The 16,147-nt window shown below is 32.3% G+C and carries 18 protein-coding genes; 5 read left to right on the forward strand and 13 right to left on the reverse strand.

Annotated features, from left to right (window positions below; all coding sequences use genetic code 11):
• Window positions 1–2: 2 nt before the first annotated feature.
• From ELQ04_RS00070 to dcd, 12 genes are read right to left on the reverse strand one after another with little or no spacing between them, the layout of a single operon-like run.
• A complete protein-coding gene (locus ELQ04_RS00070; protein WP_002786077.1) occupies window positions 3–224 on the reverse strand; it encodes an acyl carrier protein in 222 nt (73 codons plus the stop codon).
• The gene (locus tag ELQ04_RS00075) at window positions 224–1,285 is read right to left on the reverse strand and encodes a beta-ketoacyl-ACP synthase III (RefSeq protein ID WP_002938680.1); all 1,062 of its coding nucleotides are present in this window, start codon (window positions 1,283–1,285) and stop codon (window positions 224–226) included. The genes ELQ04_RS00070 and ELQ04_RS00075 overlap by 1 nt, the downstream gene beginning before the upstream one ends.
• Window positions 1,275–2,837 carry an HAD family hydrolase gene (locus ELQ04_RS00080; RefSeq protein WP_002938678.1) on the reverse strand — a complete coding sequence of 521 codons (1,563 nt, stop codon included), beginning with the start codon at window positions 2,835–2,837 and terminating at the stop codon, window positions 1,275–1,277. The genes ELQ04_RS00075 and ELQ04_RS00080 overlap by 11 nt, the downstream gene beginning before the upstream one ends.
• Window positions 2,834–3,250: a VOC family protein gene (locus ELQ04_RS00085; protein ID WP_002791673.1), complete on the reverse strand. Its 417-nt coding sequence runs from the start codon at window positions 3,248–3,250 to the stop codon at window positions 2,834–2,836. Before ELQ04_RS00085 ends, ELQ04_RS00080 begins: the two co-directional genes overlap by 4 nt.
• Window positions 3,243–4,136, reverse strand: a complete 894-nt coding sequence (locus ELQ04_RS00090) for a class I SAM-dependent methyltransferase (RefSeq protein ID WP_002938677.1) — start codon at window positions 4,134–4,136, stop codon at window positions 3,243–3,245. The genes ELQ04_RS00085 and ELQ04_RS00090 overlap by 8 nt, the downstream gene beginning before the upstream one ends.
• Window positions 4,133–4,363: an acyl carrier protein gene (locus tag ELQ04_RS00095; RefSeq protein WP_002781997.1), complete on the reverse strand. Its 231-nt coding sequence runs from the start codon at window positions 4,361–4,363 to the stop codon at window positions 4,133–4,135. The genes ELQ04_RS00090 and ELQ04_RS00095 overlap by 4 nt, the downstream gene beginning before the upstream one ends.
• Before the next feature lie 30 nt (window positions 4,364–4,393).
• Window positions 4,394–5,185 (reverse strand): N-acetyltransferase LegH, encoded by a 792-nt coding sequence (gene legH / locus ELQ04_RS00100; protein WP_044778055.1) that lies wholly within the window; start codon window positions 5,183–5,185, stop codon window positions 4,394–4,396.
• Between the two features lie 20 nt (window positions 5,186–5,205).
• A complete protein-coding gene (locus tag ELQ04_RS00105) occupies window positions 5,206–5,997 on the reverse strand; it encodes an AAC(3) family N-acetyltransferase (RefSeq protein ID WP_044781089.1) in 792 nt (263 codons plus the stop codon).
• Window positions 5,994–7,301 carry a DUF4910 domain-containing protein gene (locus tag ELQ04_RS00110; RefSeq protein WP_044781091.1) on the reverse strand — a complete coding sequence of 436 codons (1,308 nt, stop codon included), beginning with the start codon at window positions 7,299–7,301 and terminating at the stop codon, window positions 5,994–5,996. Before ELQ04_RS00110 ends, ELQ04_RS00105 begins: the two co-directional genes overlap by 4 nt.
• Window positions 7,294–8,424, reverse strand: coding sequence for a UDP-4-amino-4,6-dideoxy-N-acetyl-beta-L-altrosamine transaminase (gene pseC, locus ELQ04_RS00115; RefSeq protein WP_002937707.1), 1,131 nt, complete (start codon window positions 8,422–8,424; stop codon window positions 7,294–7,296). The genes ELQ04_RS00110 and pseC overlap by 8 nt, the downstream gene beginning before the upstream one ends.
• A complete protein-coding gene (gene pseB, locus ELQ04_RS00120) occupies window positions 8,425–9,429 on the reverse strand; it encodes a UDP-N-acetylglucosamine 4,6-dehydratase (inverting) (protein WP_002937709.1) in 1,005 nt (334 codons plus the stop codon).
• A gap of 48 nt (window positions 9,430–9,477) precedes the next feature.
• A complete protein-coding gene (dcd, locus tag ELQ04_RS00125; protein ID WP_002854086.1) occupies window positions 9,478–10,038 on the reverse strand; it encodes a dCTP deaminase in 561 nt (186 codons plus the stop codon).
• A gap of 148 nt (window positions 10,039–10,186) precedes the next feature.
• Between dcd and accB the strand changes: the two genes are divergently transcribed.
• Both accB and ELQ04_RS00135 read left to right on the forward strand, forming a co-directional pair.
• Window positions 10,187–10,642 (forward strand): acetyl-CoA carboxylase biotin carboxyl carrier protein, encoded by a 456-nt coding sequence (accB, locus tag ELQ04_RS00130; protein ID WP_002937712.1) that lies wholly within the window; start codon window positions 10,187–10,189, stop codon window positions 10,640–10,642.
• A 1-nt stretch (window position 10,643) separates the two neighbouring features.
• Window positions 10,644–11,975: an acetyl-CoA carboxylase biotin carboxylase subunit gene (locus ELQ04_RS00135; protein WP_044778053.1), complete on the forward strand. Its 1,332-nt coding sequence runs from the start codon at window positions 10,644–10,646 to the stop codon at window positions 11,973–11,975.
• 36 nt (window positions 11,976–12,011) lie between these two features.
• Here the strand turns inward: ELQ04_RS00135 and salC are convergent, their stop codons facing one another.
• Entirely contained in the window at window positions 12,012–12,827 is an 816-nt protein-coding gene (gene salC, locus ELQ04_RS00140) for a peptidylprolyl isomerase SalC (RefSeq protein WP_002937716.1), read from the reverse strand.
• 64 nt (window positions 12,828–12,891) lie between these two features.
• On the opposite strand from salC, the gene gltX reads away from it, so the two are divergent.
• From gltX to upp, 3 genes are read left to right on the forward strand one after another with little or no spacing between them, the layout of a single operon-like run.
• Window positions 12,892–14,283 (forward strand): glutamate--tRNA ligase, encoded by a 1,392-nt coding sequence (gene gltX / locus ELQ04_RS00145; protein WP_044778052.1) that lies wholly within the window; start codon window positions 12,892–12,894, stop codon window positions 14,281–14,283.
• Window position 14,284: 1 nt separating this feature from the next.
• Window positions 14,285–15,520, forward strand: a complete 1,236-nt coding sequence (locus tag ELQ04_RS00150) for a malic enzyme-like NAD(P)-binding protein (RefSeq protein ID WP_002854063.1) — start codon at window positions 14,285–14,287, stop codon at window positions 15,518–15,520.
• Window positions 15,517–16,143: a uracil phosphoribosyltransferase gene (upp, locus tag ELQ04_RS00155; RefSeq protein ID WP_002831283.1), complete on the forward strand. Its 627-nt coding sequence runs from the start codon at window positions 15,517–15,519 to the stop codon at window positions 16,141–16,143. The genes ELQ04_RS00150 and upp overlap by 4 nt, the downstream gene beginning before the upstream one ends.
• Window positions 16,144–16,147 lie beyond the last annotated feature (4 nt).

Consider the following 16,147-nt stretch of genomic DNA (forward strand, 5'->3'; position numbering starts at 1 on the left):
TTTTAATCAAGCTTTGCTAAATCGATTAAATCACTCACTTTTTGACAATTTTTCAAGTCCTCGGCTGTGATTTTTAAAGCAAAAAGATTTTTATAAAGTACCATCACAGATACAAAAGCCAAACTATCCCACTCGTCTATATCATCAAGTAGCATATCTTCATTTAAGTCTTCATCTCTATGCATAGCTTCTTTAAGCTCTTCTAAAAATTCAGTTTTTGTCATTATTTCTCCTTTGTGTAAATTAAAATATCTTTTGTGTATAAATCCTTGAAATTTAGCACCACACTTCCCCAGCTAAGCCCTGCACCAAAAGCACTTAAACTCGCTTTAAATTCTTTTGGAGTATCTAGTTCGCAAAGTAGAGCAGGTAGTGAACAAGCGCTTAAATTAGCGTATTTTTCCATGATGAAATTAGGAACTTTATCATCATTAAGTTTTAACTCTTCTTTAATACAATCAACCAAATACGCATTAGATTGATGAAAAAGATGAAAAGCAATGTCTTTTTCTTCTACCTTGGAAAATTCTAAAATTTCTTTAAAGCTTTTAGGTTCGCATTCTAAAGCCATATTAAAAATATTTGCTCCGTCCATGTAAAGATTTTCTAATTGTCTAAACTCCTCAGTTTGCATGAGCGAATCATCGTTAAAAATATCTGCTTTAGGTATTCTCATCGCACCTTTTGGAATGATGAGTTTATCAAAATGTCTTCCATCGCTTCCAAGTTCAAAAAAGGCTTCATTAAAATCCGTTTTTTCAATCAAAGTTGCACTTACTCCATCGCCAAAAATTGGGGCTAAATTCATATTTTTAGGATGGATGAATTTGCTTAAAGTATCCCCACAAACGAGCAAAATTTTACCTAAGCCACTTTGTATTAAAGAATGAGCGACAAATAAGCCGTATAAATACCCTGCACAAGCTTGCCCTAAATCAAAAGCTATGGTTTTAGAGCTTAAATTTAAAAGCTGATGTAAATAACAAGCCGTAGAAGGCATGAAAAAATCAGGACTTTGAGTTACTACGATGAGTGCGTCAAGGCTATTTTTATCTATATTTAAACCTTGTAAAAGTGTATTGGCTGCGTGTTTGCCAAGATCGCTTACACAAGTGTTTTCATCACAAATATAACGTGTTTTTAAACCTATGACTTTTTTCATTCTTTTAAGGATTTTGATATCGTTTGAAAAAACGCTTTCTAACTCATCATCAATGCAAATTTTATGTTCAGGTACGCTTACGCAAATACCTGAAATTTTAGCTTTATCAAATCTAGTTTTCATGGATTATAAGTCCTTTAAAATTTAAATTTTGAAATGAAACAAGGGCTGAGTTTTTTTCAATTTCTTTAGAAATTTGTTCTAAAAAGCTCAAAAATGGCATATTTCTTTCGCCTTTTTGATAGTAAAGCCTTGCATTATTGTTTTTAAGATCAAAGAAATGTAAAGCTAGTTCAAAGGCTTTAAAAAACATTCTAGTTTCAAGTTTTCTACCTAAAGCCCTACAAGAAATGCAAAGATCATCGATAAATAAATTTCCTTCTTTACAAGAAAAAACAAAAATAGCGATAATCCCACTATCGCTTAATTTATCACTCATACTCACACTTACAATGAGCTCTTTTTGCATGTGTTGTGCGACTTTTTCTTGATTTAAGCGTGTGTAATTAGCGATAAATTGATTGGTTTTGCCTAAAAGTTCGCTAATGCGAGGGATATTTTGCAGATCATTTTTGCTAAAATTTAAGCTGATTTCAAGATTTTGAAAATATTCTTCATCGCTTAAGCTTTTAAGCTCTTCTCTTAAAGCATTGGCTGCTATATCTTTGGCACGAATTTGATCTTCTTTGGTATTTGAAAGTTTTAAAAGATTAGGAAAAAGTTTGATTTTATAAAGTATATTTTCATCGCATAAAAGTGTTTTAACGCCTGTAAATTTGGTATTTTCAAGCTCGGCGATATTATCATCTATAAAAAGCATAGCGTTAGTATTTATATTAAATTTTTTAGCAATTTTTAAGATATTTTCACCCTTTGGCTCCCAATTGATCATTCTAGTATCAAAATCATCCCATTGTAAGATGAAATCTTTCCTTATTTCAAAAAGTTTTTTTGCGTCTTTTTCTTCATTTTTTGAAGCTAGGGCAAGTAAAAACCCTTGTTTTTTAAAAGTTTTAATTTTTTCTTGTAAGGTTTTGTGCAAAGGACTTAAATTAAGATTATCTATACCCTCTTCACCTAAAATTCCTTGATACAAGGTATTATCAAGATCAAGTACAAGAGCTTTAAGAGCGGGTTTTACGAATGCAGGGATGAGGCTAAGTCCTAAAATTTGTGCTAAAAAAATCAAGGCTTTATTATTAAGCTTAGAGCCTGTAAGTTCTTCTTTAGCTAGGTCTAAAATATCTTCTTCATCAAAATACTCTTTTATGAGTTTTTCTATGTTAAAAATTTCACAATTTAAAATTTTTTTATCTGTTTTAAATTCTCCTAAACTAAGAACTAAAATAGGGTTTTGTGAAATTTTTCTTAGTTCTAAAAGTCTTTCTTCCATAAAATTTTGCACATTATTTTTATAGCGGGTTAAATCTAGCCATAAAAGTTCTAAACTAGCTTCTTTAAAGTTATCAAAACTCAAGCTATCATCATAAGAGCTGAAATTAAACTCGGCTCTTAAATTGGCAAAATGTAAAAAAGGAGCAATGATACTTTGCACTCCTTCAAAAGCATGATTTCTATGGACATTAATAAGAAGATCTTGACTTTTGCCAAAGTCTAATTCTTTGGCGAATTTTATAAGCTCATTGCGTTTTAAATGGGGTGAAAAAAGATTCATTTTAGCTCCACAAGTTCGATTAAAAGCCTATTTGGCATCATGATAAAACAAAGTTTAGCAAAATAGCTTGCTTGCATAATAGGAACAATGCAAATGCCTCCTTGTTGTTCCAAAAGAATTAAATCTTGGGCGATGTTTTTACTTTCATAGGCTAAATGATACATTTTGGTATTATTTTTTAAATAGCTATCTAGTGGGCCTTTATCGTTTAAATTTTGCAAAAGTTCAAATCTATACTGTGGAAATGCTTCATTACAAGGAATGATAAATTCGCCTCTTACCCCTTGTTTTTCATCTATAAATTCTGATTCTTTATAAAAACCTAGTTTAAAAAAACATTCCCTTTCTTTTTCTAAATTTTTACAAGCCACACCTATATGATGAAGGGGTAAATTGAGTGTTGTATTAAGCATTTAAAACTACTGCCATAGTGATAGCATTTTTAAATTTCAATGCTTTTTCCAAACTATAATCATTTGCCATAAAACATTCATAAGCTTTAAATTTTAAGCCTGATTTTTCTATCAAATCTTTAACTTCATCAGGATGGGAAAATAAATAAATATGATCAATAGCAGGAGCATTGATAGGAATAGTTGCAAAAATTTCCCCTCCATCGCTAAGAAGCTCTTTAGATCTTTTAAGGAATTCAAGAGGTTTTTCTACGTGTTCTAGCACTTCTCCAATCACTATCAAATCAGCTTTTTTATCAAAATCATAAGTAAAAAAATCTTGACATAAAAAATCACATTTTGTAATCAATCCCCCTACTTGTTGTTTTACCATTTTTCGAGTAAGTTCGCAACTTGTTGGAGAGATATCAACTCCATAAAAGGCGGAAAATTTACCACTTTTAACTGCTCTTGCAAAATATTCTCCATGGCCAGGGCCTATTTCAAAATAAGTTGTTTTTGGAGTAAAATTTTTTAAATATTGCGAAAAATACTTTCTCACTTTAATATGAGCTATCCAAACAAAAGAAGAAAGAGCTAGGCCTATCATGTATTGTTTCATATAACTTTCATTAAAATAAACTTTATCCTTAACTTCATCAAAGCTAGAATAACGATAAGCCCCATTTTCTATGAAAAATTTTGTTTCTTCTAAAGTATCGTTAAGGATCAATAAATAACAATCGCATTGTTCTTTTATACTGATACCATCTTGAATATAATAAGAAATTAATTTATCAAATTCTTCTTCGTCTTCTTGTGGAAATTCAATTTTTTTAAGATATTTAGAATGGATAGGATTTTTTTGAGCGATGGCTTGAAATAATTTTTCAATATTTTCTTTCATTTTTCTGCCTTTAGGGTTTGAATTTTTTCTAGTAAAGCGCTTTGAGATTTTAAGAGACTTAAATCTTCTTTGTTAAATTTGATTTCAAATTCTTCTTCTAAACTCATGATGATATCAATATGAGCTAAAGAAGTCCAGTTCTTGCAGTTTTCCATGCTTAAATTTGTATTTTCATCTACTTTGGTTTCAAGTATATTTTCTAAAATTTCATAAAATTGTTTTTCCATTGTATACCACTTTCTTGAGAATGTTGAAAATTAATATATTGTATCATAATTTTCTATTAGAATTGTTTGGTTTATATCTAATTTTTTCCATAAAATTTCTATATATTCTTTAGCGTTGTAAATATTTATATGATCTCCTGCAAAATTGTTTTTTTTAAAATTTTTAGTATTATTAACAATATTGATAATGTTAATTAAATTGGGTTCAGAAGATATGTCAAGTTTTCTAACATAATAACTAATGGTTTTATTGTATGATATATTGTTTTCATCAATTAAAATTCCAGAGAAAATTTTATGATATCTGTAAAATACATTAAATTGTTCTTCTGCATAATGTGTTAGTGTGTGTCCTTGGCCTCCAAATGTCATATATTTTCCATTCTCTTTGGTTAAAACCTCATAAACACAATTTTCCCCAAAACAACTTGTTGTATCTTTTAAAAATAATTCTTCTTTTGCTCCTTTTATAGCAAAAGAAAATATAGGATCGTTTGTGCGTTTTACTCCTGTTTGTTTGCGAAAATATTCATTTAATACTCCCATTTTTGTTTTGGAATTTATTTTGTCATAAACTTCATTTTTGCAAAAACTATAAGTAAAGGTTGGCATGATCAAAGTGCCTTCTTTGCCTATAACTTCAAAAAAACAATCTAATATAGTCTGTAAAAATTCATTTCTAGAAAGCAAGGGAAAACCGAAATTAAAAAGTTCAGTATGCACACACAAGGTATCGCCTTTTTGTAGTCCTAGTTTGTAAAAAGTTTCTATGAAGTCGTAAGTGGAGTATTTTTTATTTTCAAATTCAAGTAAATATTTCATAAACTACCTTTAAATATTTTTCATAAAAGAAGCTTTTCATATATGGCAAATTTATCCTGCTTAAGGGCGTTGCCTATGGCTTTGACATATTCTTTAGCATCATAGCTTTCTAGAAAATCTCCTGCAAATTTTATGCTTTTGTAATACCTTGTTTGCCGCACGATTTCATTGATCTTATCAAGGCTGCATACATAGGCTTTTTCCAAGTCTCTTACATAATAATTTATCCTTTTTTCTCTTTTTTGTCCTAGCTCGTCAATCACCAAGCCCTTAAATTCCTTAAAATACCTGCAAAAGCTGGTATTTCTCTCTTCAGCATAATGCGTTAGGGCGTGTCCATAATTCAAGCCTAAAAGCATAAATTTCCCACCTTCCCTAGTTAAAATTTCATATACACTATCCTTTCCAAAACAGCTTGAGTTTTCTTTTAAAAAAATATCCGCTTTAGCACCCTTCACAGCAAAGGAAAAAATAGGGTCGCTAGTTCGCCTAACCCCCCCCCCGCTAGTTCTAAAAAATTCATTCAGCACTCCCACTTTGCCTTTAGAATGCACTTTATCATAAACTTCATTTTTGCAAAAACTATAAGTAAAGGTTGGCATTAGAAGAGTGCCTTCCTTGCCTAGCACTTTAAAAAAGCATTCAAGTAAGGTTTTTAAAAAATCATTTTTAGTAAGCAAAGCTTTGCCAAATTTCATAAGTTCTGTATGTACGCATAAAATATCACCCCTTTTTATACCTAGTTGATAAAAAGCATCTATTAAATCCTTATCGGAGTATTTTTTGCCATTGTGTTCTAAAAAATATTTCATTTTACCAGTCCATAAAATTTTATTTTTTCCAAAAGTTCTTTAAATTCATAAGCTTGCATATTTAAGATATTGGCTATATCGATGATATCATTCTCTCCATCACAGTAAGCTAGAAAATTACAAGCCAAAGGAATGTCATTGGCAGTGCTAAGGGTATGATATAGTCCTCTTTTGCCAAGATTGGGTTCGCATACTATGGTGTTTTCATATACAGCGTTGATTTCTAGATTTAAAATCATTTCTTGTATGCTTTGAAGTCCACCCATTAAACCTTTTTCAGAGATAAAATTGAGATCATCTTTACTAGTGTGGTATTGTTCGTATTCTAGGTATCTTGTGCGACATACTCCTACAATGCCAAGATTTACAAGCGGAGCATTGTATTGTCTTTCATCGCTTCCACGATCTAAAAAACTAAATGCTTTAAAATTTTCTTTATTTTTAAGCGTATGCAAGGCAACTTTATCACTTAGAGTGTTTTTTTTGGGTGTGTGTATGAGTGAGTAAGCATGATCATCGCCTAAGCAAGAAAGCACAAAGCCTGCTTTAACATGTTTTTTTAAATGCTCTAAATGTTTGCTAAGATAGACTATAGAGCCTATGGTTTCAGGAATGATGACAAAGCGGTAATTATACCTTCTTTTTTTTAAACTTAAAAGCCATTTTGCTAGGAAAATAGCCACCACAGGACCACTAAGCTCATTATTTGCCATAGAAGGATGACAAAGATAGGTTGAAATTAAAATTTCATCTTTTGAGTTTTGCGTACTAGGTAGGATAAAATCAGCATAATCCAAAACCCCATTTTCATCATGTTTCGCATTGATATAGACTTTGTATTTGCCTTTTTTGAGTTTTTTTCTTTCATTATGCGTGAGACAAAATCCCCAACGTCTTTTGTAATAACTCGTTACATAAGGAATAGCATCGGGCATTTCTTCTATGGAGTAAAGATGATTTTGAAGTTCTTCAAGTTCGATTTCTTTATCGATAGCTTCGCTATAATTTAGAAGGTGTAAATTATGCTTTTTAAAATCACAAATTTTTTCTCCTTCTGGAGTGATGATATAGGCTTCTTTGGCGTTCCATTCATCAGGGACTATCCAGTCAAAAACCTTTGTGCCACTTTTTATAGAGTGAAATTTGAGTATACCCCCCCCCAGAGTTTTATTTAAAATTTCTAAGCTAGCTCTAAAACCTTGCCCTGTGATGCTTCTAGGGATAGGAAAAAGTTCGCAAGCTAGTTCATACATAGCCTTTCCAGTTTGGCTAAAATCTTGGCTTCTAAAGTCCAGCTTATCCACAATATCCCTTTTTAACTTTTTCAAGAATGCTAAATAAAGTATCTTTTACAAATTTTGCATCTTTTAGATTCATTTCTTGATGACAAGGTATGCTAAGCTCGGCTTTGTAAAAATTATCCGCATTTTGGAGTCTGATTTCTCCTAAGAGTTTTTTATAAAAACTAAACTCATAAGTTGGTTTATAATGTACCTGTACGCCAATTCCTGCATGAAGTAAGCTTTCAAAAAGTTCTTCTTTTTGACAATAAAATTCAGGAAAAAGCAAGATAGGGTATAAATGTCTTGAGCTTTTTTTATAATTTTTGATTTTTATCGTGGAAAAATAAGGATTTTTTTCAAATTCTTTATCGTAAAAACTTGCGATTTCTTCTCTTTTTTCAAGATTGTGATCGAGTTTTTTAAGCTGGTTTATCCCTAAAGCACAAGCAACATCGCTTAAGCGGTAATTATAGCCAAGTTCTACCATATCGCTATCCCAAAGCCTTTTTTTAATTATACCATGGCTTCTTAAAAGCTTGATTTTAGCGATAAGCTCTTCATTATCACTTACCACAGCCCCGCCTTCAAAAGTAGTGATAGGTTTAACAGGATGAAAAGAAAAGATAGAAAGATCGGCTTTTTTTCCTACTTTTTCACTTTTATATAAGGCACCTAAAGCATGGCTTGCATCATCGATTAAAGGGATATTGTATTTTTTAGCAAGGCTTGAAATTTCATCTATTTCAACGCTATTTCCCCCAAAATCCACCACGCTAATAGCTCCTATATTTTTACTATCTTTTAAAAGTCTTGCTTCTAGTTTTTTTTCATCAATATTGCCATCGTTTTTAATGTCGATAAATTCTACCTTAGCTCCAGCTATTAAGGCCGCATTAGCCGTAGCAGCGAAGGTTAAAGGAGTGGTTAAAACGATTTTTTCTTTGATACCTAGTGCTGTATAGGCAAGATGAAGGGCTGAAGTGGCTGAGTTTAATACACAAGCGTGTTTTACGCCCACATATTCACAAAGGGCTTCTTCAAATTCATCCACCTTTTTACCCCCTGTTAAAATTTCATCTTTTAAAGCTTTTGTAAGTGCATCTATATCGCTTTGATCGATGTTTTGATGAGAATAAGTAAGCATTTAAAAACCTTCGGTGTGATCGATGATTTCTAAAAGTTCTTTTTCGCTTGCCCATAAAGGATTATTATCCGAACTATAAGAAAAACCATCTTTTACCTTTTGTCCTTTTTCGCCTAGGGCATTGATACTAAAGTCATTATCTTTATCTACAAGTTTAATGCTAGGGCTTATGGCATAGTAGTTTTCAAATTCATAGGTTAAATGACTATCATCACTTGAAATCATGATTTCATGTAGTTTTTCTCCTGCTCTTATGCCTATGATTTTATGACTTAAATGAGGAGCTAAAGCATGAGCTAGATCGGTGATTTTCATCGAAGGAATTTTAGGGATGAAAATTTCTCCTCCGTGCATTCTTTCAAAATTGCTCAGTACAAATTTCACTCCATCTTCAAGGCTGATCCAAAAACGAGTCATTCTTGCATCGGTGATAGGAAGTTCTTTAGCTCCTTCGCTGATGAGTTTTTTAAAGAAAGGTACTACCGATCCTCTTGAACCTACAACATTGCCATATCTTGTAACACCAAAGCGTGTTTGTTTGTTGCCTGCTATATTGTTTGCAGCGACAAAAAGCTTGTCGCTTGCAAGTTTGGTTGCGCCGTATAAATTTACAGGATTGCAAGCCTTGTCTGTGCTAAGAGCGATACATTTTTTAACCCCATTTTCAAAACAAGCGTCGATGACATTTTGCGCACCGTGGATGTTTGTTTTTATACATTCCATAGGGTTATATTCAGCAATAGGTACATGCTTCATTGCAGCAGCATGTATAACAAAATCCACATCACGCATAGCAGCACTTAAACGCTCTTTATCTCTTACATCTCCTATGAAATAACGCATACAAGGAGCATTAAAAACGCTTGCCATTTCAAATTGTTTGAGCTCATCACGAGAATAAATGATAATCTTATTAGGTTTATAGTTTTCTAGCAAAACCTTAGTATAAGTTTTTCCAAAAGATCCTGTTCCGCCCGTGATTAAGATATTTTTTTTGTTAAACATTTTGCCTTCCTTTGCTTAAGTTTTTTAAAATTAAAGCAATAAGTGTTCCTATTTTAAAATTCTTGGCAAGGTTATGCCAGTTTGGGCTTGATACTTGCCTTTTTTATCTTTATAAGTGGTGTCACATTTTTCATCGCCTTGCAAAAACAACACTTGCGCTATACCTTCATTGGCATAAATTTTTGCAGGTAAAGGCGTAGTATTTGAAATTTCTATAGTGATATGTCCTTCAAAACCTGGTTCAAAAGGGGTAACATTGACGATGATGCCACATCTTGCATAAGTGCTTTTGCCAAGACAAATAGCTAAGACATTATCAGGCATTTTAAAATACTCTATAGTTCTGGCTAGGGCAAAAGAATTTGCAGGAACTATACATACATCGCCTTCAAAATCTACTACATTTTCTTCTACGAAATTTTTTGGATCCACTACAGTTGAATTAACATTAGTAAAAATTTTAAACTCACGCCCTACGCGTATATCATAACCATAGCTTGAAAGTCCATAGCTTACGACACCTTTGCCTATATTTGCTTCGCAAAATGGTTCGATCATCTTGTGTTCTAATGCCATTTTTCTTATCCAATTATCCGCTTTTAAGCCCATTTTTAACCTTTTTAATATTTGTAATTGTTTGTAAGGATTATAACCTAAAAAATCTATATTTTTTATGATTTTTTTCTTTTTTAAAGTTAAATTTCAAGTTTTTTTATATAATACAAGGTTAAGTTCTTAAATTTTGTAGGAGAATTTTATGACAAAAGAAGAAATTAAAGAGTTAGTAAACCTTTTTGCTGAAGCAAATATTAGTAAAATTAAGATCAAAGAACAAGATGGTTTTGAAATAGAACTTGAAAGAGATATGTGCTGCGATGTTCCAGTCCCTGTTTGTCCTCCAGTTCCAGCTCCACAACCTATCAATGTAAGCGTTGTAAACGAAGCTCAACCTAGTCAAAGTGCAAAATCAAACAAACCAAGTATAAACAGCCCTATGGTAGGAACTTTCTATCAAGCTCCAAGTCCAGGTGCAGCACCTTTTGTAAAAGTAGGCAGTACGGTTAAAAAAGGCGATACTATAGCTATTATCGAAGCGATGAAAATCATGAATGAAATTGAAGCGGAATTTGATTGTAGGATCGCTGAAATTTTAGTTGCTGATGGTCAGCCTGTAGAATTTGGAATGCCTTTATTTGCGGTGGAGAAATTATAAAATGGAAATTAAAAGCATATTAATTGCTAATCGTGGAGAAATAGCACTGCGTGCTTTAAGAACGATTAAAGAAATGGGTAAAAAAGCAATTTGTGTGTACTCTGAAGCAGATAAAGATGCTTTGTATTTAAAATACGCTGATGCAAGCATTTGTATAGGCAAAGCAAGAAGTTCTGAAAGCTATTTAAATATCCCAGCTATTATTACAGCAGCTGAAATTGCTGAAGCAGATGCGATTTTTCCAGGATATGGATTTTTAAGTGAAAATCAAAATTTTGTTGAAATTTGTGCAAAACATAACATCAAATTTATAGGTCCTTCTGTGGAAGCTATGAATTTAATGAGTGATAAATCAAAAGCAAAACAAGTCATGCAAAGAGCAGGCGTACCTGTGATCCCAGGAAGCGATGGAGCTTTGGCAGGAGCTGAAGCAGCTAAAAAACTTGCCAAAGAAATAGGTTATCCTGTGATTTTAAAAGCAGCTGCAGGTGGTGGTGGTCGTGGTATGCGTGTGGTTGAAAATGAAAAAGATCTTGAAAAAGCGTATTGGTCGGCTGAAAGCGAGGCTATGACAGCATTTGGCGATGGAACTATGTATATGGAAAAATACATACAAAATCCACGCCATATAGAAGTGCAGGTTATAGGAGATAGTTTTGGCAATGTGATTCATGTGGGCGAAAGAGATTGTTCTATGCAAAGACGCCATCAAAAACTTATAGAAGAATCCCCTGCGATTTTGCTTGATGAAAAAACACGCACTAGACTTCATGAAACTGCTATTAAGGCAGCTAAAGCTATAGGATATGAAGGTGCGGGAACTTTTGAGTTTTTGGTAGATAAAAATTTGGATTTTTATTTTATAGAAATGAATACGCGTTTGCAAGTTGAACACTGTGTAAGTGAAATGGTAAGTGGGATTGATATCATAGAACAAATGATTAAAGTAGCAGAAGGTTATGCTTTACCATCTCAAGAAAGTATTAAGCTTAATGGGCATTCTATAGAATGTAGAATCACAGCTGAAGATTCTAAAACCTTCTTGCCAAGTCCAGGTAAGATTACTAAATACATTCCACCCGCAGGACGCAATGTAAGAATGGAAAGTCATTGTTATCAAGATTACAGTGTGCCTCCTTATTATGATTCTATGATAGGCAAACTTGTAGTTTGGGCAGAAGATCGCAATAAAGCTATTGCAAAAATGAAAGTAGCTTTAGATGAGTTGCTTATAAGTGGGATAAAAACAACCAAAGATTTTCATCTTTCTATGATGGAAAATTCTGATTTTATTAATAATAATTACGATACAAATTATCTTGCAAGACATTAAAATTTCCCTATTAAAGGGAAATTTTAATTGTAATTTTTATCTTAAATATTCTATATTGATTTTAGAGCGGAGTTTATCAAAATAATCTTGTATAAAATTTTGTCTTTGTTCACTTACGTAAGCGTTTAAAACTTCATTTTTAACTTGTTCGTATTCAGGAGTTTGCGCCCCATCTTTGCTTTTAACTTCATAGAGTTCATAGCCATTTTTTCCATTTAAAACAGGGGAAAAGCCTCCAACAGGAATTTGCGATAAAAGCCCTAAAAGTCTTGGATCGGCATTACTTGTATTTAAAGATGCATTTTGTGGTTTAAGGATTGTTTTTTTTGTATTTTTGATATTTTCTAAAGTTTGAGGATTGTTTGATAGATAAATATTTACATTAATTTGTGTATAAAAAGTGAATTTATCTTTATTTTGTTCAAAAAATTTTTTTGCTCCATCATCACTAAAATCAGTTTTTGCCATACTTGCGATTTTTTCATAAAGCTTTCTTTTTTCTAAATCTTTTTTAAAATTTGCACGAAATTGTTCATAGCTTTGATTTTTGGATTTTAAATTTGCTTTGAAAGCATTTAAAGTGGTTTTGTTTTGAGCAAGCATTTTATTTATAGCATCATCAAGCTCTAGATCATTGACTACAATACCTAGTTGTTTCATTTGTGAAATTTCCATTTTTTCATTGATGAGTACGCCTAAAGCTTTATTTCTATCAATTTTAAGTGCTTTCATAGTTTGATCTATATCATAAGTTGTAATAGGCTCTTTGCCTACAACTACAGCTATAGCATTAATGGTATTTGCACTAGCTAAACTTGCAAAAAATGCAAAACTTAATAAAATTTTTTTCATTTCAAACCTTTATTTAAGTATAAATATCGCATTATATCAATAAAAATTTAAGAAAAGGCAAAAAATGCACGAAAAACTTACAACGCGTTTTGCTCCAAGCCCAACAGGGTATTTGCACATAGGTGGACTTAGAACAGCTCTTTATAATTATTTATACGCTAGAAAAAATGGTGGAAATTTTTTACTTCGTATTGAAGATACGGATTTAAAAAGAAATTCCAAAGAAGCTACTAAAGCAATTATCGAAGCTTTTAAATGGTGTGGTTTAGAACATGATGGAGAAGTAACTTACCAATCAGAGCGTTTTGATCTTTATAAAGAATATGTCAAAAAGCTTTTAGATGAAGGTAAAGCGTATTATTGTTATATGAGTAAAGAAGAATTAGAAGAATTGCGCGCCAAGCAAGAAGCCGCCAAAGAGCGCCCAAGATATGATGGAAGATATAGAGAATTTAAAGGCACGCCACCTCAGGGTATAGAACCTGTTGTGCGTATTAAAGCACCTCAAAGCGGCGAGATTGTTTTTGAAGATGGGGTTAAAGGCGAGGTAAAATTTAAAGCAGAGGATATAATGGATGATTTTATCATTGCAAGAAGTGATGGAACTCCAACTTATAATTTTACTGTTGTTATTGATGATGCTTTAATGGGGGTAAGTGATGTGATTCGTGGGGATGATCATCTTTCAAATACTCCTAAACAAATTGTGCTTTATGAGGCATTGGGTTTTAAAATTCCTAAATTTTTTCATGTGGCTATGATACATGGAGAAGATGGTAAAAAGCTTTCAAAAAGACATGGGGCAACTGATGTTATGAAATACAAGGAAATGGGAATTTTACCTCAAGCTTTGCTTAATTTTCTTGTGCGTTTAGGTTGGAGTCACGGTGATGATGAAGTGTTTTCACTAGAAGATTTGAAAAAACTTTTTGATCCTTATCATATCAATAAAAGCGCATCTTGTTATAATGCTAAAAAGCTTGAATGGTTGAATGCTCATTATATTAAAACTTTGCCTTTTGAAGAGATTAACCGTCAGCTTAAAGATCTTGGCTTTGATTTATCTGTTTATGAAAAGGCAGGATTTTTACTTGATTTATTAAGAGAGCGTGCAAAAACCTTGCATGATATTATCAATGGTGCAAAAAGCATAGTTAATACGCCGCAAAATTATGATGAAAATGCAGTGCAAAAATTTGTTAACGAAAATAATTTAGAATTGCTCCAAGCATTTGCTAATACACTTAAAGATCAAAAAACTGGTAAAGATTTTGAAGATTTTACAAATGATTTTTTAGAAAAAAAGGAAGCAAAGTTAAAAGATTTGGCTCAGCCTATACGCATAGCTTTAACAGGGAGTGCGGTAAGTCCTAGTATTTTTGAAGTATTAGAATTTTTAGGGATTGATGAGTGTAAAAAAAGAATAGAAAATTTTTTAAAAGTTAGAGGAAAATAAAATGAATTTAAAAGAAGAAGCTTTAAAATACCATTTAGGTGGGAAAATTGATATTGTGCCAAGTAAGCCAATGGCTACAAGTTATGATCTATCTTTGGCGTATAGCCCAGGAGTTGCAGAACCTTGCCTTGAAATCGCTAAAGATAATGAGCTTGCTTATACTTATACAAATAAGGCTAATTTAGTAGCTATAGTAAGCGATGGTTCTGCTGTTTTAGGACTTGGAAACATAGGAGCACAGGCTTCAAAACCTGTTATGGAGGGTAAGGCTTGTTTGTTTAAAAAATTTGCCAATGTCAATGCTTATGATATAGAAATTAATGTTCATAGTATAGAAGAGATTGTAAATTTTTGCAAGGCTTTGGCTCCGACTGTGGGCGGGATAAATTTAGAAGATATAGCTGCTCCAAAATGTTTTGAAATCGAAGCAGCTTTGCAAGATTTAGGAATTCCTGTAATGCATGATGATCAGCACGGAACAGCTATTATTTCAACTGCAGGACTTATGAACGCTATGGAAATAAGCGGTAAAAAATTTAAAGACATTAAAGTGGTTGTAAGTGGCGCAGGTGCCGCAGGTATAGCAAGTGCTAAGATGTATAGAAATTTAGGGGTTGAAAATATTATTTTAGTAGATAGTAAAGGAGTGATTTCTAAAGATAGAAATGATTTAACTCCTCAAAAGCTTGAATTTGCTGTTGATTCTAAGGAAAAGACTTTAAAAGAAGTTTTAAAAGGAGCTGATGTTTTCCTAGGGCTTAGTGCGCCAAAAATTCTTGATGATGAAATGGTTTTAAGCATGGCAAAAGATCCTGTGATTTTTGCTTTGGCAAATCCTATTCCTGAAGTGATGCCTGAAGATGTAGCTAGACTTAGAAAAGATGCGATTGTAGGAACAGGAAGAAGTGATTATCCAAATCAAATCAATAATGTTTTAGGTTTCCCTTTTATTTTCCGTGGGGCTTTAGATGTGCGTGCAAGTAAAATCACTGAAAATATGAAAGTAGCTGCTGCTAAAGCATTAGCAGATCTTGCAAAACTTCCTGTAAGCGATGCGGTTAAAAAAGCTTATAATTTAAGCACTTTAGAATTTGGAAGAGATTATGTTATACCAAAACCTTTTGATGAAAGAGTAAAAGCTGCAGTAAGTACAGCTGTAGCAGCAGCTGCGGTAAAAGATGGTGTAGCTAAGGTGAAAAATTTTGATGAGAAAGCTTATTTTGAAAGCTTAAAATGAAAAATATTCATTGTATCAATCATCCATTGATCGAACATAAATTAGGAATTTTAAGGGCTAAAGAGACAAAGCCCTTTCAATTTCGTATGTTAATCGATGAAATTTCATCTTTTTTGCTTTTTGAAGCGAGTAAAGATTTTTCTTTAAAAGAAATTGAAATTTCAACACCTATACAAAAAACTACAGTAAAAAAACTTGATGAAAAAATTATGATTTGTCCTATTTTAAGAGCTGCATTAGGAATGCTTGAAAGTGTTTTTAAGATGATTCCTGATGCAAGTGTTGGATTTTTGGGATTTGTAAGAAATGAAGAAACTTTAAAGGCGGATTTTTATTTTCAAAAACTTCCCAAAGATGCAAAAAAACGCACCGCTATTGTCATAGATCCTATGTTTGCTACAGGTGGGACTGCTATAGAGGCTTGTAATTTTTTAAAAAGCCAAGGAGTTAAAAAAATAAAATTTATATCCATACTTGCTGCTCCACAAGGTTTGAAAAAATTTAGCCAAATGCATGATGATGTAGAAGTTTTTGTGGCTTGTATTGATGAAGGTTTAAATGAAAAAGGTTATATTATCCCAGGGCTTGGAGATGCAGGAGATAGAGTGTTTAACACTCTTTAAAAGA

Origin of the sequence: Campylobacter sp. CH278 (genome assembly GCF_004378845.1) — a bacterium.
GTDB lineage: Bacteria > Campylobacterota > Campylobacteria > Campylobacterales > Campylobacteraceae > Campylobacter_D > Campylobacter_D jejuni.